Source organism: Acaryochloris sp. IP29b_bin.137 (assembly GCF_028285745.1).
Taxonomy (GTDB): domain Bacteria; phylum Cyanobacteriota; class Cyanobacteriia; order Thermosynechococcales; family Thermosynechococcaceae; genus Acaryochloris.
Genome location: NZ_JANQOP010000160.1, coordinates 1 through 16,232, shown reverse-complemented (window position 1 = coordinate 16,232; position 16,232 = coordinate 1). Strand labels below are relative to the sequence as shown.

19 protein-coding genes are annotated in these 16,232 nt (G+C 47.4%); 13 read left to right on the top strand and 6 right to left on the bottom strand.

The window, feature by feature from the left end; all coding sequences use genetic code 11:
* Positions 1-317 precede the first annotated feature (317 nt).
* The 4 genes from Q0991_RS11985 to Q0991_RS11970 are packed head-to-tail and all read left to right on the top strand — an operon-like array spanning position 318 to position 1,519.
* Positions 318-452: a hypothetical protein gene (locus tag Q0991_RS11985; RefSeq protein ID WP_299488780.1), complete on the top strand. Its 135-nt coding sequence runs from the start codon at positions 318-320 to the stop codon at positions 450-452.
* The gene (locus Q0991_RS11980) at positions 449-700 is read left to right on the top strand and encodes a hypothetical protein (RefSeq protein ID WP_299488778.1); all 252 of its coding nucleotides are present in this window, start codon (positions 449-451) and stop codon (positions 698-700) included. The genes Q0991_RS11985 and Q0991_RS11980 overlap by 4 nt, the downstream gene beginning before the upstream one ends.
* Entirely contained in the window at positions 697-900 is a 204-nt protein-coding gene (locus tag Q0991_RS11975; protein ID WP_299488775.1) for a hypothetical protein, read from the top strand. The genes Q0991_RS11980 and Q0991_RS11975 overlap by 4 nt, the downstream gene beginning before the upstream one ends.
* Positions 893-1,519: a hypothetical protein gene (locus tag Q0991_RS11970; RefSeq protein ID WP_299488772.1), complete on the top strand. Its 627-nt coding sequence runs from the start codon at positions 893-895 to the stop codon at positions 1,517-1,519. Before Q0991_RS11975 ends, Q0991_RS11970 begins: the two co-directional genes overlap by 8 nt.
* Before the next feature lie 1,057 nt (positions 1,520-2,576).
* On the opposite strand, the gene Q0991_RS11965 is transcribed toward Q0991_RS11970, so the two are convergent.
* Positions 2,577-2,720 carry a hypothetical protein gene (locus Q0991_RS11965; protein ID WP_299488770.1) on the bottom strand — a complete coding sequence of 48 codons (144 nt, stop codon included), beginning with the start codon at positions 2,718-2,720 and terminating at the stop codon, positions 2,577-2,579.
* Positions 2,721-2,748: 28 nt separating this feature from the next.
* Between Q0991_RS11965 and Q0991_RS11960 the strand changes: the two genes are divergently transcribed.
* The 5 genes from Q0991_RS11960 to Q0991_RS11940 all read left to right on the top strand — a co-directional run bounded on the left by Q0991_RS11960 (position 2,749) and on the right by Q0991_RS11940 (position 7,882).
* A complete protein-coding gene (locus Q0991_RS11960; RefSeq protein ID WP_299488767.1) occupies positions 2,749-3,081 on the top strand; it encodes a hypothetical protein in 333 nt (110 codons plus the stop codon).
* The gene (locus Q0991_RS11955) at positions 3,078-3,314 is read left to right on the top strand and encodes a hypothetical protein (protein WP_299488764.1); all 237 of its coding nucleotides are present in this window, start codon (positions 3,078-3,080) and stop codon (positions 3,312-3,314) included. Before Q0991_RS11960 ends, Q0991_RS11955 begins: the two co-directional genes overlap by 4 nt.
* 207 nt (positions 3,315-3,521) lie before the next feature.
* Entirely contained in the window at positions 3,522-4,553 is a 1,032-nt protein-coding gene (locus Q0991_RS11950; RefSeq protein ID WP_299488761.1) for a DUF3854 domain-containing protein, read from the top strand.
* Between the two features lie 15 nt (positions 4,554-4,568).
* Positions 4,569-6,983, top strand: coding sequence for a plasmid replication protein, CyRepA1 family (locus Q0991_RS11945; RefSeq protein ID WP_366524949.1), 2,415 nt, complete (start codon positions 4,569-4,571; stop codon positions 6,981-6,983).
* A gap of 62 nt (positions 6,984-7,045) precedes the next feature.
* Positions 7,046-7,882, top strand: a complete 837-nt coding sequence (locus tag Q0991_RS11940) for a DUF5895 domain-containing protein (RefSeq protein ID WP_299488755.1) — start codon at positions 7,046-7,048, stop codon at positions 7,880-7,882.
* Between the two features lie 91 nt (positions 7,883-7,973).
* Here the strand turns inward: Q0991_RS11940 and Q0991_RS11935 are convergent, their stop codons facing one another.
* From Q0991_RS11935 to Q0991_RS11925, 3 genes are all read right to left on the bottom strand, one after another.
* On the bottom strand, positions 7,974-8,117 hold the full coding sequence (locus tag Q0991_RS11935; RefSeq protein ID WP_299488752.1) for a hypothetical protein: 144 nt from the start codon (positions 8,115-8,117) through the stop codon (positions 7,974-7,976).
* Positions 8,118-9,078: 961 nt separating this feature from the next.
* Positions 9,079-9,510 carry an ester cyclase gene (locus Q0991_RS11930; RefSeq protein WP_299488749.1) on the bottom strand — a complete coding sequence of 144 codons (432 nt, stop codon included), beginning with the start codon at positions 9,508-9,510 and terminating at the stop codon, positions 9,079-9,081.
* A gap of 42 nt (positions 9,511-9,552) precedes the next feature.
* Positions 9,553-10,212: a DUF4304 domain-containing protein gene (locus Q0991_RS11925; protein WP_299488746.1), complete on the bottom strand. Its 660-nt coding sequence runs from the start codon at positions 10,210-10,212 to the stop codon at positions 9,553-9,555.
* Positions 10,213-10,431: 219 nt separating this feature from the next.
* Here Q0991_RS11925 and Q0991_RS11920 point away from each other — a divergent pair, with 219 nt between their 5' ends.
* Both Q0991_RS11920 and Q0991_RS11915 read left to right on the top strand, forming a co-directional pair.
* Entirely contained in the window at positions 10,432-10,728 is a 297-nt protein-coding gene (locus tag Q0991_RS11920; RefSeq protein WP_299488743.1) for a hypothetical protein, read from the top strand.
* Between the two features lie 339 nt (positions 10,729-11,067).
* Positions 11,068-11,532 (top strand): DUF29 domain-containing protein, encoded by a 465-nt coding sequence (locus Q0991_RS11915; protein WP_299488740.1) that lies wholly within the window; start codon positions 11,068-11,070, stop codon positions 11,530-11,532.
* 29 nt (positions 11,533-11,561) lie between these two features.
* Here the strand turns inward: Q0991_RS11915 and cimA are convergent, their stop codons facing one another.
* Entirely contained in the window at positions 11,562-13,238 is a 1,677-nt protein-coding gene (cimA, locus tag Q0991_RS11910; protein WP_299488737.1) for a citramalate synthase, read from the bottom strand.
* A 113-nt stretch (positions 13,239-13,351) separates the two neighbouring features.
* Positions 13,352-13,897, bottom strand: a complete 546-nt coding sequence (locus Q0991_RS11905) for a late competence development ComFB family protein (protein WP_299488734.1) — start codon at positions 13,895-13,897, stop codon at positions 13,352-13,354.
* Positions 13,898-14,128: 231 nt separating this feature from the next.
* Between Q0991_RS11905 and Q0991_RS11900 the strand changes: the two genes are divergently transcribed.
* Both Q0991_RS11900 and Q0991_RS11895 read left to right on the top strand, forming a co-directional pair.
* Positions 14,129-14,977 (top strand): SDR family oxidoreductase, encoded by an 849-nt coding sequence (locus Q0991_RS11900; RefSeq protein WP_299488731.1) that lies wholly within the window; start codon positions 14,129-14,131, stop codon positions 14,975-14,977.
* 84 nt (positions 14,978-15,061) lie between these two features.
* A complete protein-coding gene (locus tag Q0991_RS11895) occupies positions 15,062-16,129 on the top strand; it encodes an AI-2E family transporter (protein ID WP_299488728.1) in 1,068 nt (355 codons plus the stop codon).
* The last annotated feature ends 103 nt before the right edge of the window (positions 16,130-16,232 follow it).

Genomic DNA, 16,232 nt, shown 5'->3' with positions numbered 1-16,232 from the left:
CCATCGATGCATCCCATCAGTCCGTAGGCTTCCTTAATCCTCAAATCGCTACATCTTAAGCAGAGGTTCAGCCATGAAATCAATCCTTAAGCGCCTCATTAGCCTTGTCACTCCAGCCCCAAGGCAAGAATGCCTGTCCTGCGGCATCAAGCATCGACCTTCAAAGCTAGACGAAAACCTGGTTTGCCCTTTGTGCAGAAGGTACGGGATGCCGACATGAATAACTACACCGTGCTCTATGTGCTGCTCTGGCAAACAATCTATTTCTCGATGTTCCTCCACTTTTTCATCACTACAGCAATCAAGGAGGCCCACAAATGAAACGACACAACAACAAACAGAACCAGCTCCAACCGTTGGGCTTAGAGAGTCTTCCAGAGGAAATAGCCCTGGAAGTCATCGCCATTGTTCACGCCGCCATAGAGACATGGGCGAAGGGGGTTACATCATGAGCCGAGATTATCGGATTACCCACAACGTTAAAGCCAATGAGACGGTCTACATCGTCACGGCGATAAATGCTCTGACGGCTATGTCCCAAGCCTTGATGTACTGGACGGGGAGTCGGTTCTCTCTGGATGTTCGGGACGCCAAAAAGTACTCCTATGCCAAAGGCATGAAGCAGCTCTATCACAGAAAAATTAGTTCCCTAAAGAGCAAAGGCTTTATCAGCAGCGTACGGATGGAGGAAGCAAAATGATCAACCCTCAGCTCACCGATGGTCTTGTTCCCTGGCAAGCAAATCGAGAGGAGCGGAGCCCAGAGGAAATGGAGTTCACCGTCAAAGTCGTAAATTCCTCTGGGGAATATTTCCGTCCCGTGGTCTGGGCCACAGACCCAGAGAAGGCGATTGCAAAAGCGAAAATCATTCACGCCAACTGCGAGAAATACTATGTCTAATCCAGCTCGGAGGATCTTAAACGACTACTATCCTACGCCAACCCCCATCACAGATTTGCTGCTCGGACAGACCAACATCAGGGGATCAGTGTTTGAACCCTGTGCAGGCCATAATGCCATCACGAAAGTCCTAGCGAACTGGTCATTGATCACATCCGTCTCAGCTTCGGATTTGCTCTGGGATATTACCGAGGGGCATACGACCAATGACGCGACCACATCCGTGTTTTGGTCTGAGTGGGGGGTCCATTCCTGGATCATCACTAATCCCCCCTTCTCTGAGGCAGAACAGATTCTGCCCCTAGCTTTTGAGCATTGCAATCACGGTGTCGCATTTCTCCTTAGACTCAGCTACCTGGAGCCCTGTAATGGTCGGGGAAACTGGCTGAGGGATCATGCAGACCACCTCAAACAGGTGATCGTGGTTAATCCCAGGATAAAGTTCAGGGCCGATACCAAAGGCACCGATTCAGTGACCTGTGCTTGGTTTATCTGGGATAAAAGATTTAGCTGGGATGCCCTTGGAGTACATTGTCCCTTTATATTTGCCTCAAATTGGCAGGAAGTCACTGCCGAAGTGGGGCTAAAGCTAGCCAGCAAGGAGAGCCGATGCTGCTAATCCAGGACAAAGATGGGGTGCGAGAGTGCGGCCAAGATCAGATGTTATGGCCTGGAGTCTTTGAAGCGCTATTGAAAGGCCAAAAAATTTCATCGCTAAGTTTCAGTGAGGAATTTAATTCAATGAGACATTATTCAACCGTTTCGAACCAACCCCGAAGAATCGGAGCCAAAAAATCGAAAAAAGATCAACTTAATAAATCGTTATAAATTTATCAAATTTCCTTCTGTTCAAACCCTGAAAAGCTTATCCAGTAGGCAAAAGCCCGATTCATTATTTCCAAATATTTTGAGGATTTGATCGATGCCCTATTCTCCCCCAAAACTGCTCAATGGTTTTACCGATAAGGCTTACAAGCCTTTTTTAGCAAAACCGTATCCTTAATTGGAAGCAAAATTTCATTTGGGTGTAGAGGTGGACCCTGCCTATGTTCCTAATAAGGGATCGCGGAGAGGAGAAACCAGGATGATCACAAGGCAGTACCAGGGAATTGGATTTAGTGAAAAATGAGTCCCTCGATATAGTTTCCACACATTTTGAGGATTGAAGTCGATGTCCTATTTCCCTAAAAAGGTGCTCAATGGTTTTACCGATAGGGATAAAGCCAATTTAGGTAAAACCGTATCCTTAATTGGAATCCAAATTTCATTTGGAGGTTTAGGGACATTCTGCCTATGTTTCAAGTAAGGGATCGAGAGGAGGAGAAGCCAGGATGATCACCAGGCAGTAGCAGGGAATTGGATTTAGTGAAAAATTAGTCGCACGAATTGAAGCAGTGTTTTGTAGCAGAGGTCGAAATGGGGATTAAATGCCAATTTACAAATACGTGATGGATTAATCGAAGTTCCCTAGATTAAAGCCCTGCATAGCCGACCTAACATACTGAAAAATCGATTCAGTATTTCCAGATATTTTGAGGATTTAGACTGATGACCGATTTCACCCCAAAACCGCTAAAAGCTAATTCTGATGGGAAAAAGCTTTCTCGGGAAAAACCGTATGCTTACTTGGGGGTAAAGCTCCATTTTGACGTTTTGCAGAGACCCTGCCTACAGTTCTAATGCACATCTAGAGGAGGCCAAAATGAGAGGTCCACCAACTGAATATTTTTTTGGGAAGCGCCAGGTTCATCCCGCCAAGAAGTCCCCTGTCGCCCCCCGAGAACCAAAAACTCAACAGCCAATAGCTGAGGCTTTTGCATGCCTCCATATTTCAGGGAGCACAACCTTATGGTGATACCCAATTCTGAAGGCGTCAAGACTACGCCACTACCCTCACCCCAAAATTTTGCAGCGGATCGGCCAATCTTTTGCTCTGCTGCCGACCTATCTAAAACAGTGGGAATCTCCCGCACGACTCTCTATGAATATGCCAAGCAGGGTCGATTCAGAGCGGGTGTTCACTTCATCAATGTCGGTCGTTCCCGGCTGTGGAATTTCGCCCTTTGCGTGGATCGCTTGGTGAACTGGGAGGACGAAGCCAACCACCAAAGAGCCATCGAACGGTTCTTTGAATCCTTGCCCAGTCATTGGCCATCCCGCCAGGGGAGGGATTCAGCATGACTATTTTTCCCACGAAGTCCCTTGACAGTCCTGTGAATGACCGGACTGGAACCCATAAAAGTTTGAAGGAGTTGACGATGACGACTGACTGGCCTCGAACAAACAGCAAAAAACCCCGAAAACACCGGGGCTTAAAGAAATCTATTGGACCACCTGGCCTACTTAAAACACCGTTAGAAACCTCAATCTTGGCGGAACGAGTTTCTAACGGTGCCAACACCCAAACAAATTGACCAGGTCTCCCTGGACCATTCGATGGAGCCGTTTTAAAGGTGGCACAAACTTTTGATAGATACAACCCAAGTATAACAAATTATGGTGATAGTCACTATAATTCAGCGGATGATTCTATCCTTTGTCAGAATCTTCAAGGCAATAATAGTAATACTTACCAATATCCAGGAGATAGAGAAAGGGATTTTGGTGAGTTCAACCAAAAATTGGGTATTGGTGAATACTACCAAAATACTAATAGTGATTCTTACCAATATCTAAACCCTGCTCATTGTCAAGAGTTTTCGCAAAGCGCAATCGACGCTGACATCGTTGCACTGAACGTCAGAGCAGCGGACGAAGATGAGTTGTTGGATTGTCTGCTTTACTCAGACAAACTTGAGCGGACGAATACGGGGCGGGTTTCAGGGGCAATTCTTAGACGCTACCAGAACCTGAAGGAAGGGGGCTGGATCTGCGAGAGTTTGGACCCCACCACCCATTGGCAAACGCCTATGGATTTTTGCTGTGTGAAGCCCAACCAGCCGAGGATCTTTACGGAAGAATACACAGGGTTTGGCCCTGCTCCCAAAACGAAGGTCATCAAGTATGAAAATCCCCCAAAAGCAGAGGCTCGGGTATTTTATCTGAGGGTTAACTATCGAACCAGTAGGACTATCGCCCAAAAAGCGGGTTTCTTAACTGAGTGGGAGTCACGGTTCCCGACTGCGCCGGATCCAAACACTGAAGATGTGGCGTTTTGGTCATGGGTTCAGGCCACACCAACGCTTGAGATCATCCTCTGTGAAGGAGTGAAAAAGGCAGCATCACTCCTCAGTGCAGGGTATTGCGCCATCGCTCTGCTTGGGGTGTGGATGGGGTGCAAAAAGGATGAGCAGGGCAGGAGCTATTTACACCCTGACATTGCCCCTCTGGTTAGCTACGAACGGCCCGTCTCAATCTGCTTTGACAATGACAAGAAACCCAAAGCTAGAGCCAACGTTTGGGCTGCTCAGAAACGTCTTTGCCACTGCATCCGATCACGGCAGTTAGGGAATAAGACTGGTGGATCTTCCCAAGGCAGAGGTCAGGTGAGCATTATCAACCTACCTGGGGAGGACAAGGGCGTCGATGATGTCATTTTTAACCAGGGTGTAGGGGCTTTTGATTGTGCCTTTGATGAGCGAATTCAATTTGAGGTCCAACGGGTTCTTCGCTCCCGCAGGCTAACTCAGTCCCCAGACCTTGTGCTAAATTAGCGATATCTCGGGGATATCCCTGCACTCTCAACGGAAACTTGGGTCGCGATCAAGTCCGAGAAGGGGACAGGAAAGACGGAAAGTCTAATCGGGCACGTTTCTGAAGCCTTAGCGGTGGGTAAGCCCGTAATCTTGATTACCCACCGAGTGCAGCTAGGGGAAGCGCTAGCGAAGAGGTTGGGGGTGCCCTTCCTATCTAGCCTTGGCCCCGAAGGGCAGATTCAGGGGTTTGGACTCTGTGTGGATTCAATGCATCCCCATTCAAGGGCGAAGTTTCACGGGGAGCCGTGGCGGGATGCAATCGTCATCATTGATGAGGTGGAGCAAGTCATTGATCACCTGCTCAACGCTGATACGGAGGTCAAAAAGCATAGACCAGAAATATTGATTGAGTTTTCGAGGCTGCTAGCGGGAGTGCTAAACCCTGATTCAGAAGGGCAGTTGATTACATTGGATGCTGATTTAGGCCATACATCAATTGATTTTGTCCGTACAATCTCGGGTTGCCCAGAATGTAGGCCCTACCTCGTTCTCAATCAATATAGGAACCCCAGCCATCCATTGGCGATTGCTTACGAAAACGACACCCCTGATCAGCTGATTGAAAAAGCCATCCAGGTGCTTGAAGGCGGGGGCAAGGTTTACTTCTGCACCTCAGGGCAAAAGGCGGGGTCTGCGTTTGGGACGGTTAATCTAGAGCTTCGATTCAGGAGACGTTTCCCAGAGCGTCGCGTCCTGAGAGTGGACTCCGTGACCATTTCAGACCCAAGCCATCCCGCCTTTAAGGGGGCGGGCAAAATCAATCACCTGGTCCAGAACTACGACATCGTCATTGTTAGTCCCACTCTGGGGACGGGGGTCTCCATAGACGTTAAGGGCCACTTTAGCGCTGTATTTGGGATTTTCTCAGGGATTACACCCGCGAATTCGGCACGTCAGGCCTTGGCTAGAGTCCGAGAAGACCTGCCTATCCATGTTTGGGCTGCTGAAAAGGCCCCCTCAATCTTTCGAGTGGGGAATGGCTCCAAGTCTGCTCAGGGGTTGATCAGGGGGCAAGCCAAAGAGGCAGAACTGAATCTTCGACGGTGGGAGGAATTTACGTTAGTTCAGGATGAGGGCAATGCCATTGTTAACGGGGCACCCCTGGAAACCTGGGCGAAGATGGGTGCTGCTCGCAACCTGGAACTGGCTTGCTATCGAGAATATATCAAGTATGGCCTGAAAGCTGGAGGGTATGTTATCGAACGGTATACAGAGGATTCCGACGAAAATTTGAGGGGCCTCACGAAGTCGATCAAGGTAGAATCCCAGGTCACTTTCTGCCAGCGAGTAGCAGAATCTCGACCTTTCAATTCTGAGGCAGATTACCAAAAATCCAAGGAGCGTGAAACGAAGACAGAGGCCGAACGCCAGCGGGAATTGCGGCACGAAATCCAGAAGAAGCTTCTCGTTGAACCGACCCCTGCGATTGTCGCCAAAACGCAAGAGCCTGGGTGGATTCGCCAAATTGAGACCCTCTACTACCTAACCAAGGGGAGGCAGTTCTTAAAGGGGCGGGATGAGGCCCGAGGACAGGCGGTGGTCCAATATGGCTGTGCCTTTATTCCCGATCTCAATCGGTCGCAGATGAGCAATCGGGTGGAAGCGCTAGAGATTCTGGGGGTCAAATCGCTTCTGAATCGAGTGCTGGGTGGCGAGGAGATCGGGAAGGATGACCCGCTTATCATCGCTATCCATGAGAGGGTGATCGCTAACCATCAGGACTTGCAACTGATAGGTGTAAATGCCCCGACTAAATACCCCATCGCCTGTGTCAATGCTCTTTTAACCCTCGTGGGGCTAAAGCTGGACAAGATGGGGAGAAACAAATATAGACTTCGTTTCGAAGCGGCAGTCATTGATGCAAAAACTGGACAGGCCAAGCAGCAGAAACTTGCGCTTCATGATGGACGACTTGAGATTTTTGAGCAGTGGTTCAAGCGGGACGCTGGTCACTCAGTGAAGGAGACAAAAGGACAGCCCACAAAGCAGTCAAAATACTCTATTAACAAGCGTTCTAGCGTTTTAGAGGGGCTTAAAGAGGCTGCACAAATTTCCCGTATATATATTAAGGCGAATTTGTGCAGAAAAATTTGTGCACTGGCTGAGACCGTTTGGCCCATCTCAGACCAGCCCTCCAAAGTTGAGGCAGCTACTAACGGCTCCCCACCTCTTACTTCCCATTCTTCAGCTCCTCCACCCTCTCCTCAAGTCGGCGCTACTCGAGTGAGGCTAACTGAAACCATTCGGGACCCGTCTACCACCTACTCAGCAGGCACCTGGGGCAAGATTCTGGCTATCCGGGATGGGCTAGTCGAGGTGCTGTTGGATGGCTTCCAATGCCCCATCAAGATTTTTCCCGATGACTTTGAGACCTTCCCAGCAGCGTGACAAATCCCAAACCGTACACTCAACCAGTTCAATTCAATACCTCATTCAAAAGGACAAAATCAATGCCTACCACTACTCAAAAACCTAATGTTGTTCCCATTACCGAAGCTATTGCTGGTTTCATCGACGGTGAAGCGTATCAATCGGAACGGCAGTCATTGCCCTACCTTCAAGTCCTCAATGATAGCGATCCTGAACGCTCTGGCTTGTTCATCAGCAACGAGAATGTCGAGGCCAGTGGGTTCGTGCCCGATACCACTTGGTCGAAGCACCTCGCCCAGTTCAAAGCTGCTGAAGTTGAAGGATATCGCACGCTGATCCCTCGGCTAGCTATCGTCCGGCAGTCAGGCTTGCTGATGTACGATCGGGCAACACGGGATTTTATGGGGCAGTATCAGAGGACTGTTTACAACCGTGCCATCCATCTTCTAAAAACCCGCTACCTCATCTTCGTTTTAGGGGCCGACAACAAGCCCCTGCATTCTCACCCTCTGTTGTTAACTGCAAAAGGCTCTGTTTGTGGAAGCTTTGGCCAGAGTTTGAGAGACTTCCGCAATGAAGTCAGTATCCTCACCAAAAAACGGATGGGTTATAGATTCCATGCTCTCTGGGCCTTCTGCCCCACGCTCGAGTCTGCATTAAAGGGGAGTGGTAACGATACGAGTTGGGTAACGTCTATCAAGTCTTTCGATGTGCCGACGGTCGAGAATTTCGCTCAGCTATTTCTTGGGCTGGACGAAGACACTCGGCTCCTAATTGAGAGTGCCTTTGACGAGTATGAGGATTTTGCCAGTTTCGCAAAGTCAGGAGAAGCGGCAGAAGCCGCTGAAGTAAAATCTCAGGTTGAGCCGAAAGAACCTATCCCGATGGATGAGATGATGAGCGACATACCGTTTTAACGTTTATTAAAGATAAGCCCCCAGAGTTTTTTGCCTGGGGGTAATGTGTTTGTCAAAATTATGGACTTTTATGATGACTTGGAGCGCAAGTCTATCGAAATATCACACATCGGTCATCGAATTCGATAAAAATGGCAATGGTCTTGCCATTGTTGAGGCGCTTGATGGCTCTGGTATGTTGACGATGATCGAAGATATTACCTTTCCAAGCCAAGACAAAAAACACTCCTGTCATCGTTTTCAATTCGCACATTGTTGATGCGATGAAGCCAAGCTTACTAGAGTGAGCCAGGGTATCGACTGCTCATGTTCTGGGCTTCTCAATGCGCAGATATGAAGATTTGCGAACCCATCTGGGTCTTTCGAAGTATCGCGAAACCATTCAGCAGGCGATTGATTGCAACCTCAATTATTTGTATAGTTACCCAATGAAATAGGGAGCTGAGATAATCTCACCTGGCTACCCTTAAGTGGAGAGGCTATGAATTAGTGCCTGATTTTCTAGAACATTGAAGTAAAACCATAAATCACCATGCACTTTTTATCTCAAACCTGGATAGTATGAGCTGTCTGTCTTTTGGCTCAACAAAGATACAGCCAGCGTCAGAGTCAAATGAATAGAGACCCAATTTAAAAATCTCCAAAATGGCATCCAGGTAGTTTTCGAAGTGTTTAGCAATAAGTTTGACTGAATCGCATTCGATATCAATAGAAAATAGGGCCAATGTTCATAAATCCAGACAGATATGGATATCACCGTTCATGTTTAGAATTGGTAGCCAGGATCTTTGCCACTCGAAGTCTTGGAACTCTTGCTTGAAAGCACACATCTGTTTGTAACTATCAACTGCGAAATCTAGATCGTTCAGGTGTAGAAAAGCGTCCAAGTTTGATATCCCATTTTTCCACTCGTAGAGAGATATAACAGCTTCTGGCGGGGACAAGCCAACTGAACTTATTCGATCGATGATCGTAGCCCTATCTAGTCCTGGATCTGCGCGAGGTTCATCGTTAAAGCGGGTTATGGTGCTGTAAATCTGTTTAACTTTTGCAATTGCAGACATCTTTCAAGGTGCATTTACTTACTCAAAGCAGATCAGCAAATGCATTCATCGCTGCCTACTAGAGTTAACACAATGCATCTAACCATTGAGCCATTGGGCTGATAAATCTTTCGTTCATAGCTGTTTAGCTGGTTATTTATCAGTTTGATGTTGCTTTCTTGCGAGTAAGAGGCGTTCAGCGAGATCAGAGACTATCCATTCTTCAGCGATGAGTCCTTCACTAAATCGACTGGTTACCATATCACGCCAGACAATAGTGTCTCCAAAAGAAGGGAATCCCTTGAATGCATTTTGTTGGACTGCATGAAAGGTTCGTTGCCATGCAATACGATCTCCGGATTCAACTAATACATCAAGCTTGACTGTAATGTCCGTGAAAGCGTGAGTGTACATCTCTAGAGCACGTTGAATCGCTTTGTGACCGCCTGTCATGTTTTCATCAGTGAGATGAGCAATATAGCCTTTAAAGAAATATTCGCTGATCACGCCAAAATTCCTGTTCGTGAAAAGTTCAAAATTCGCTCGTTCAATTTTTGATGCTTGCGTTTGGACCAATTGAGTCACCAGAGTAAATTTAATTGAGGGTAACAGATGGATAAGGTGTGCTCAGATCCCTATGGACTTTCTCCAGTCACGAAAGTCGGTGTCCATTGCTCCACGATTTGGCGAGTCCTTACGCGCAAGCTTATATAGCTCTGATGCTCGTTGTGTTTCCCCAAGAAGTCCCATTCCGATCATTGCGTTGACCTTATAGAGCCAAGCATTTCGTAATCCAGAATAGCGGTTGTCAAGATACTCAACCCCACTTTGCAGGTCATTTAACCTTTGAAACCAGGGTATGGCAAACTCCTCAATCGCAGACACCACGGAATCGCCAAGATCAGGAATCCTCAGATGACTTGAAACGCCCCACCATGAACTCCCTTTTGACCTTAGATGAACTGGAACACCATACAGCTCGTCTAGACGTTCTCGGATGAAGCAATCCTGCTCAGCGGGCTTTTTTTTCACTGGACCCATAAAACTAAGCCGAGGGATTTCAATGACCGCATGTGCCCAAACAGGGTGATACACACCAAGATTCAAGGTAAATTCACCATTACTGCCTTGATTGTATTTGCCCCGTTGAAACTCCAGTACCCAAATAGATTCTTGTGTACGATGCCAAAATCTTTGACCCGACTTTGAGAAACCTAAACGTTTCAGTGTAGGCGAAGCATATTCCAAAATTACAGCATTAACTTTTTCTGTTACTTCCACTGACATGGTGTTCCTGCTGGCAGCTTTCCTATGGAAATAAACCTTTTATTTTATTGTTTGTAAGCACTCTGGTCATCCATCCAGTCCCAAAATAATTCATGAATAGGATAAAGTAATACCGTTCAGAGAAGATATCATTCAGCTCGACACTATTGAACTCTATATTCCTCAGCAAAGTTATATTAGAGCTACGGATGAACCGTCCCTGGTTTCGGTCAAAGCACTATGCCCCCATCAACCGATACAGATATTCAAGAACTCAAAAACTTGATTCTTGGATTGGACAAGAAAATAGAGGTTTTGGATAAGAAAGTAGAGGTTTTTGCTGCAAGGACTGAGGAGCGATTCAATAGCATTGGCCAGCGGATTGAGTCTCTGGATAAATCTTTGAACAAGCGAATTGATTCACTAGAACAAAGGACAAATGTTCAGGTAACATTTTTAAGCCTTGTACCCATACTGGCAACATCACTGTTGGGGATCCTCGGTAAGGTCGTTTTCTTCCCTGTAGATAAATTATGATAACTCTATACCCTAATCTTCTGGGGGTACATTTGGGGGTATACAAGGTTTAATGATTCTTTTTATTCCCTGTCTGCAAAACTTTCAGCCTCTAATTCAATGGACGTCAGCTCCATTTTTAGACCGTCCAACATCATATTAGAGCTATTTTATGGGGAATCCGAACCTCCCCCGTTTACCCAGAGCCGATAAACCGAGGAACTGGCAAAACATGCCATTGCGGTCAAGCGACCACCCCACATCAACGCCCAGATCAGAGCATTGCCCAATCCCACTACATGGCTATGGCGCAGAATCACCGAAGCCGTTGAACGTGAGTTAATGTCTGGAACCTGAATTATGCAAATTCCTAATCCAACGACCGCTCAAACCCTATACGAAGTGGACTTTATCGGCTGGGTCGAACAAACATCCCAACTATTGAGGCAGGGCAACTTTAGGGAAGTGGATATTGAGCACTTGGTGGAGGAAATTGAAAGCTTGGGCAAGAGAGACCGCCGAGAACTCACCAGCCGTTTGATTGTCCTGGTATCCCACCTGTTAAAGTGGCAATACCAACCCGGCAAGCAAAGCAACAGTTGGCGCTGCACGATATACGAACAGCGCCGTCAAATCCAGTTAATCCTAGAAGACTCCCCCAGTCTGAGACGGTATTTGATGGAACAACTTCCCAAGGGGTACAACGCAGCAATAAAACAGGCTGCACTGGAAACAGATCTACCATTGCAGACCTTCCCAGTCGATTGTCCTTACACTGGAGAGGAAATTTGCTCCGAGGGTTTTTTCCCAGGAGCAAGCCGATGACTAGAAGACTTGACCGTAGAGAAAACGCTCTAAAAGTGTTGCCCATTCAAAATAGCTCTAATACCAATGGGGCATTCATCTGAATCCTTAAAGCAGGGGCGCAGCAATCCATATTCAATTCCTTCAGCTACCGCCTGATAAGAAGCCCCAATGATATTGGTGGACACCCCTACCGTTGTCCAGCGATTTTGACCATCGGTCGATTCCACCAGCACACGGGTCTTGGCTGAAGTTCCACGCTTACCATCCAAAATTCGGACCTTATAGTCTGTGAGCTGAAACTTAGCAATGCTGGGATAAACATCTACTAGAGCCTTTCGCAAGGCTGCATCTAAAGCAGATACAGGTCCGTTGCCTTCGGCAGCAGTCAGAATTTCTTGAACGCCGACCACGACTTTTACCGTTGCTAAAGCAGTGCTACTAAAGCCACCTTGTTGACGTGCTTCTAGAGAACCGCAATAGCAATGGACGTCAAAACCATGGAGTTCAAACAAGCTAGGGCGTTGATCGAGGGCTTGGCGCAGCAACAACTCAAAACTGGCTTCCGCAGCTTCAAACTGGTAGCCGTCATGCTCAAGTTGTTTGAGCTGTTGCAGCAGTTGGCGACTAACCGGATTTTGCTTGTCTAGGGCAACTCCACAATGATGGGCTTTCTCCAGAACGTTACTCAGCCCAGACTGTTCGGAAATGACAATTCGACGTAGGTTCCCAACCGTATCAGGGTCAATATGCTCATAGGTTTGGGGATCGCGCTGTACAGCACTGACATGAATTCCTCCCTTATGAGCAAAAGCCGACAAGCCGACAAAGGGAGCATGCTCATCGGGTGCTAAGTTAACGAGCTCGCTAATCAAGCGACTGCTTGATGTCAGTTCTGTGAGTTGTTCGGACTTAACGCAGTGATAGCCCAACTTGAGTTGCAGGTTAGGGATCAATGTACAAAGGTTGGCATTCCCACAGCGTTCGCCATAACCGTTAATCGTCCCCTGGACCATCTCAGCGCCCCATTGAACTGCCGTTAAAGCATTAGCTACCGCAGTTCCTGAATCGTTGTGGGTATGAATACCAATCCGTGCTGAACGCGTGGGATGATCGGCGATCAACTGCAGCACAGCTTGCATACTCTCTGCAATCTCATGAGGCAGGGAGCCTCCATTCGTATCACAAAGAACAATCCACTCTGCCCCTGCATCAATCGCTGCTTGAACGGTTTCTAAGGCATAGGTCGGATTGCGTTGATATCCATCAAACCAATGTTCTGCATCATAAATAATCCGCCGCCCTTGTTGGCGAAGATATTCGACAGAATCAGCAATCATGGCTAAATTTTCATCTAGGGTCGTCTTCAATCCCGTTTTGACGTGAAGATCCCAAGATTTGCCAAATACTGTTACCCACCGCGTTCCCGATTCTAAAATAGGTTGCAAAATGGGATCCTCTTCTACGGCAGTGTGAGGACGACGGGTTGAACAAAAAGCAACAATTTCAGCTTGGCGAAGGGGAGAAGCCTGAAGTTTCTGAAAAAACTGCTTATCTTTGGGGTTAGCGCCTGGCCAACCTCCTTCAATAAAGGCGATTCCTAGCTTGTCAAGCTGATGGGCAATCGTTAATTTATCATCAACCGATAAAGATATGCCTTCCCGTTGAGCACCGTCCCGCAGTGTTGTGTCGTAAATCCATAAGGGAGCACTCTGTTCGGTTTTCATGGGCAGAGATACGCTAAGAAAGCTTTGATAAAGCCAGGGTCAGACTAGGTTTATTAAACCTAGAGCCTCAGCGTAGCAGGGAATAGCAGAATAATTCTGAAAGCAATCTTTATTTAGCTTTTGACAGGCTGCTCATAGTCAGGTGCGTAGGCTTGCAGCAAAGAACTGACTTGGCCCAGCAGATCCTTTTGATGATCAGACTCTAACGCATGGCGCTCTGGATAGAAGTCAGGCTGATCTAAGTTTCGGGAAATGGCGGTCTCAACCTGCTGAATAATTAAATCGAGTAGCTCTTGCTTGGCCCGTTGCCGTTGATAGGTGGCGCCCTCTTCTGTGGTGGCATAAAGGGGTGGCAAACGGTTCAACGCGTAGGCGGCGATGTCTCCCAAGTCCAGGGTGTGATCACTGGTGGCTTCAATCTGAGAGACCCGCGTAATGGCTTCGGTGAGCACCAGTTCTTCCATCACGTTGATGAACTGTTTACGAGGTACTGCAACCACTTGCCCTGTCAGGAGCGCTCCCATCAAACGATCGAGGGACTGATATTCTTCAACAGCAAGCTCTGAGGCATTATCGCAAATCCGGCCTACCTCTGCCTCCATCGTTGGGGTCAGATAGCCATTTCTCATCGCCTGTTCAACAATTTCACCAATAGTCATCGTTGCCGTCATCTTTTATGCAAGGTCAAGTTGAAGTCATGCTTTTAGTTTGCCCAGTTTTTTCCATAAACACAAAGCAATCCAAAATCTAAAGAATGTTTTTGAATAGGAGCAGGCTATTTCAGGTCTCGAAATAACACAAGTTAATCTATACGGAGACGGATCGGATCATTCCCACAACTACTGTGCTTAAGGTGATAAGGTCCTTTTTGTTGGAGCATTGTGAACAGGATGAAAGTATTAATTTTAGGATGCGGTTATACCGGTCTGCGGTTTGCTCAACGATTGATTAAGGCCCATATCCCAGTCAGTGTTACAAATCGGAGTGGCAGCATTCCCGGATTGAGTTGTTTCCCGTTTGCTCATGTGCTTGAGGAACCCCCTGCCTTACCACCCCCAAGTGCTTATAACGGTGTCACTCATGTCCTAAGTACTATTCCTCCTGATCCGCAAGGCCAGGATCCGGTTGTGATCCATCTACTCTCAACCTTGGAGAAACTCCCCCTTCAGTGGTTTGGCTACCTGTCAACAACAGGGGTGTATGGAGACTCTCAAGGAGCATGGGTAGATGAGGAGAGTCCTGTCAAGCCTCAGTCGGTGCGATCGCAAAATCGAGTCACAGCTGAAACGCAATGGTTACAGTCTTCACTCCCAACCCATATTTTTCGCCTACCGGGTATTTATGGCCCAGGCCGGAGTATTTTCGACCGATTGAAAGCTGGAACGGCTCGCCATATCCTCAAACCAGGTCATGTCTTTAGTCGGATTCATGTGGATGATATTGTCCAAACCCTCCATCAGTCTATGCAGCACCCCCAACCCGGCTCTATCTACAACGTGGCGGATGACCTCCCCTCAGAGCCAAGAACCTTAATTGAAGCAGGAAGCCAACTACTGGGCATCCAACCCCCTCCTGCTCTTGCCTATGCAGATGCTCAATTGAGTCCCATGGCTCAGTCTTTTTGGCAGGAGTGTCGGCGCGTCAGCAACCTCAAAATCAAAACAGATCTGGGAATACAGTTGCTGCATCCCTCCTACCGCGAAGGCTTAAAGTCCATATGGATGCTCGAAAATGCCTAAGCATTAACCCAGTCCTTTTGTGTAGAATTCAGCGACGACTTAAACTATCGTGCCATAGTTGAATAGGTCATCCGCTTGTTCTCTATGCCTGCTCCCTACCGCAAATATTTTTGGAATCGCCTCACGAACTCCGTCTTAGTTCGATTTTTGCTTTTATTTGCTTCAGGTTGGGCGACGCTCCAGGTATTTGCCTATTTTCAGGGCATCTTATTAATTTTTATTTTCGCTGCAATTCTAGCCTTTCTGCTCAACTATCCAACCCAGTGGTTGCGACGTTTTTTGCCCCATGAGGTGGCAGCTACTGTGGTTTTTTTAGTGGGATTATCGCTGTTATTTGGCTTACTGATCACCATCTTGTTTGCAGTCCTGTCTCAAGGACAGGATCTCGTCAACAGTGTGACTGAGTTCCTTAATGCCATGGCCCGACTCAGTCTACAAGCTGAAGAAATGCTGGCTGCGCGGGATATTCAGATCGACTTTGGGGCCATTGAAGCTAAATTTCGCGATCAAGTGATCGAGCGCTTAGGCTCCAGCATTGGGATTATTCAGGGGTTCCTCAGCTATCTTGTCGATCTGATCTTAAACCTGATTCTAATGGCGGTGGTTAGTTTTTTTATGCTGCTCGATGGGGGGCGAATGTGGAAATGGCTGTTGAGGGGACTGCCCAAAACCGCCCGTGCCAAATTCACGTTAGCGATGAAGCACAATTTCCTCGGTTTCTTCTGGGGACGCTTCTTATTAGCTTTATTTTTTGCAGTATCGAGCTTTTTGGTCTTTCTAATTCTAAATGTACCTGTGCCCTTAATCTTGGCAGTCGTTGCCGGGCTCTTTGATATGGTTCCCGGCATCGGGGCAACGATAGGCATTGGTTTGATTTCCCTGATCCTCTTGCCTCAAGGGCTATGGAGAGCCATGCAAGTCCTCATCGCTTGCATTGTACTGCAACAGATCGAAGAAAATATTTTGATGCCTCGCGTAATGCAGAACTCCCTGCAGATGAACCCAGTCGTCTTGTTTTTTGCTTTGCTCATCGGATCTCGGTTGGCAGGACTAGTGGGTCTATTTCTATCCATTCCCATCGCTGGCGTTTTACTGAGCCTGATGGACAGCGGCGTAGAAGACGATGACCCGAACCTCGCTGAAGTGCCATGATTCAGTCCTCGTTCTAACGGATTCTGGGGTCTCTCAAGAATGACCTTCTCTACGCCCATTCATAGATATGCTGATGGACAAGTTGTTTAGCCAGTTTTCGTGA

Bases quoted from the DNA above. Each gene is read 5' to 3' on its own strand.
- Q0991_RS11975 (WP_299488775.1), top strand. From the start codon at position 697: ATGATCAACCCTCAGCTCACCGATGGTCTTGTTCCCTGGCAAGCAAAT.
- cimA (WP_299488737.1), bottom strand. From the start codon at position 13,238: ATGAAAACCGAACAGAGTGCTCCCTTATGGATTTACGACACAACACTG.
- Q0991_RS11915 (WP_299488740.1), top strand. From the start codon at position 11,068: ATGCAAATTCCTAATCCAACGACCGCTCAAACCCTATACGAAGTGGAC.
- Q0991_RS11900 (WP_299488731.1), top strand. From the start codon at position 14,129: ATGAAAGTATTAATTTTAGGATGCGGTTATACCGGTCTGCGGTTTGCT.
- Q0991_RS11905 (WP_299488734.1), bottom strand. From the start codon at position 13,897: ATGACTATTGGTGAAATTGTTGAACAGGCGATGAGAAATGGCTATCTG.
- Q0991_RS11965 (WP_299488770.1), bottom strand. From the start codon at position 2,720: ATGCAAAAGCCTCAGCTATTGGCTGTTGAGTTTTTGGTTCTCGGGGGG.
- Q0991_RS11925 (WP_299488746.1), bottom strand. From the start codon at position 10,212: ATGTCAGTGGAAGTAACAGAAAAAGTTAATGCTGTAATTTTGGAATAT.
- Q0991_RS11955 (WP_299488764.1), top strand. From the start codon at position 3,078: ATGACTATTTTTCCCACGAAGTCCCTTGACAGTCCTGTGAATGACCGG.
- Q0991_RS11935 (WP_299488752.1), bottom strand. From the start codon at position 8,117: ATGACAGGAGTGTTTTTTGTCTTGGCTTGGAAAGGTAATATCTTCGAT.
- Q0991_RS11920 (WP_299488743.1), top strand. From the start codon at position 10,432: ATGCCCCCATCAACCGATACAGATATTCAAGAACTCAAAAACTTGATT.
- Q0991_RS11970 (WP_299488772.1), top strand. From the start codon at position 893: ATGTCTAATCCAGCTCGGAGGATCTTAAACGACTACTATCCTACGCCA.
- Q0991_RS11980 (WP_299488778.1), top strand. From the start codon at position 449: ATGAGCCGAGATTATCGGATTACCCACAACGTTAAAGCCAATGAGACG.
- Q0991_RS11940 (WP_299488755.1), top strand. From the start codon at position 7,046: ATGCCTACCACTACTCAAAAACCTAATGTTGTTCCCATTACCGAAGCT.
- Q0991_RS11985 (WP_299488780.1), top strand. From the start codon at position 318: ATGAAACGACACAACAACAAACAGAACCAGCTCCAACCGTTGGGCTTA.
- Q0991_RS11895 (WP_299488728.1), top strand. From the start codon at position 15,062: ATGCCTGCTCCCTACCGCAAATATTTTTGGAATCGCCTCACGAACTCC.
- Q0991_RS11960 (WP_299488767.1), top strand. From the start codon at position 2,749: ATGGTGATACCCAATTCTGAAGGCGTCAAGACTACGCCACTACCCTCA.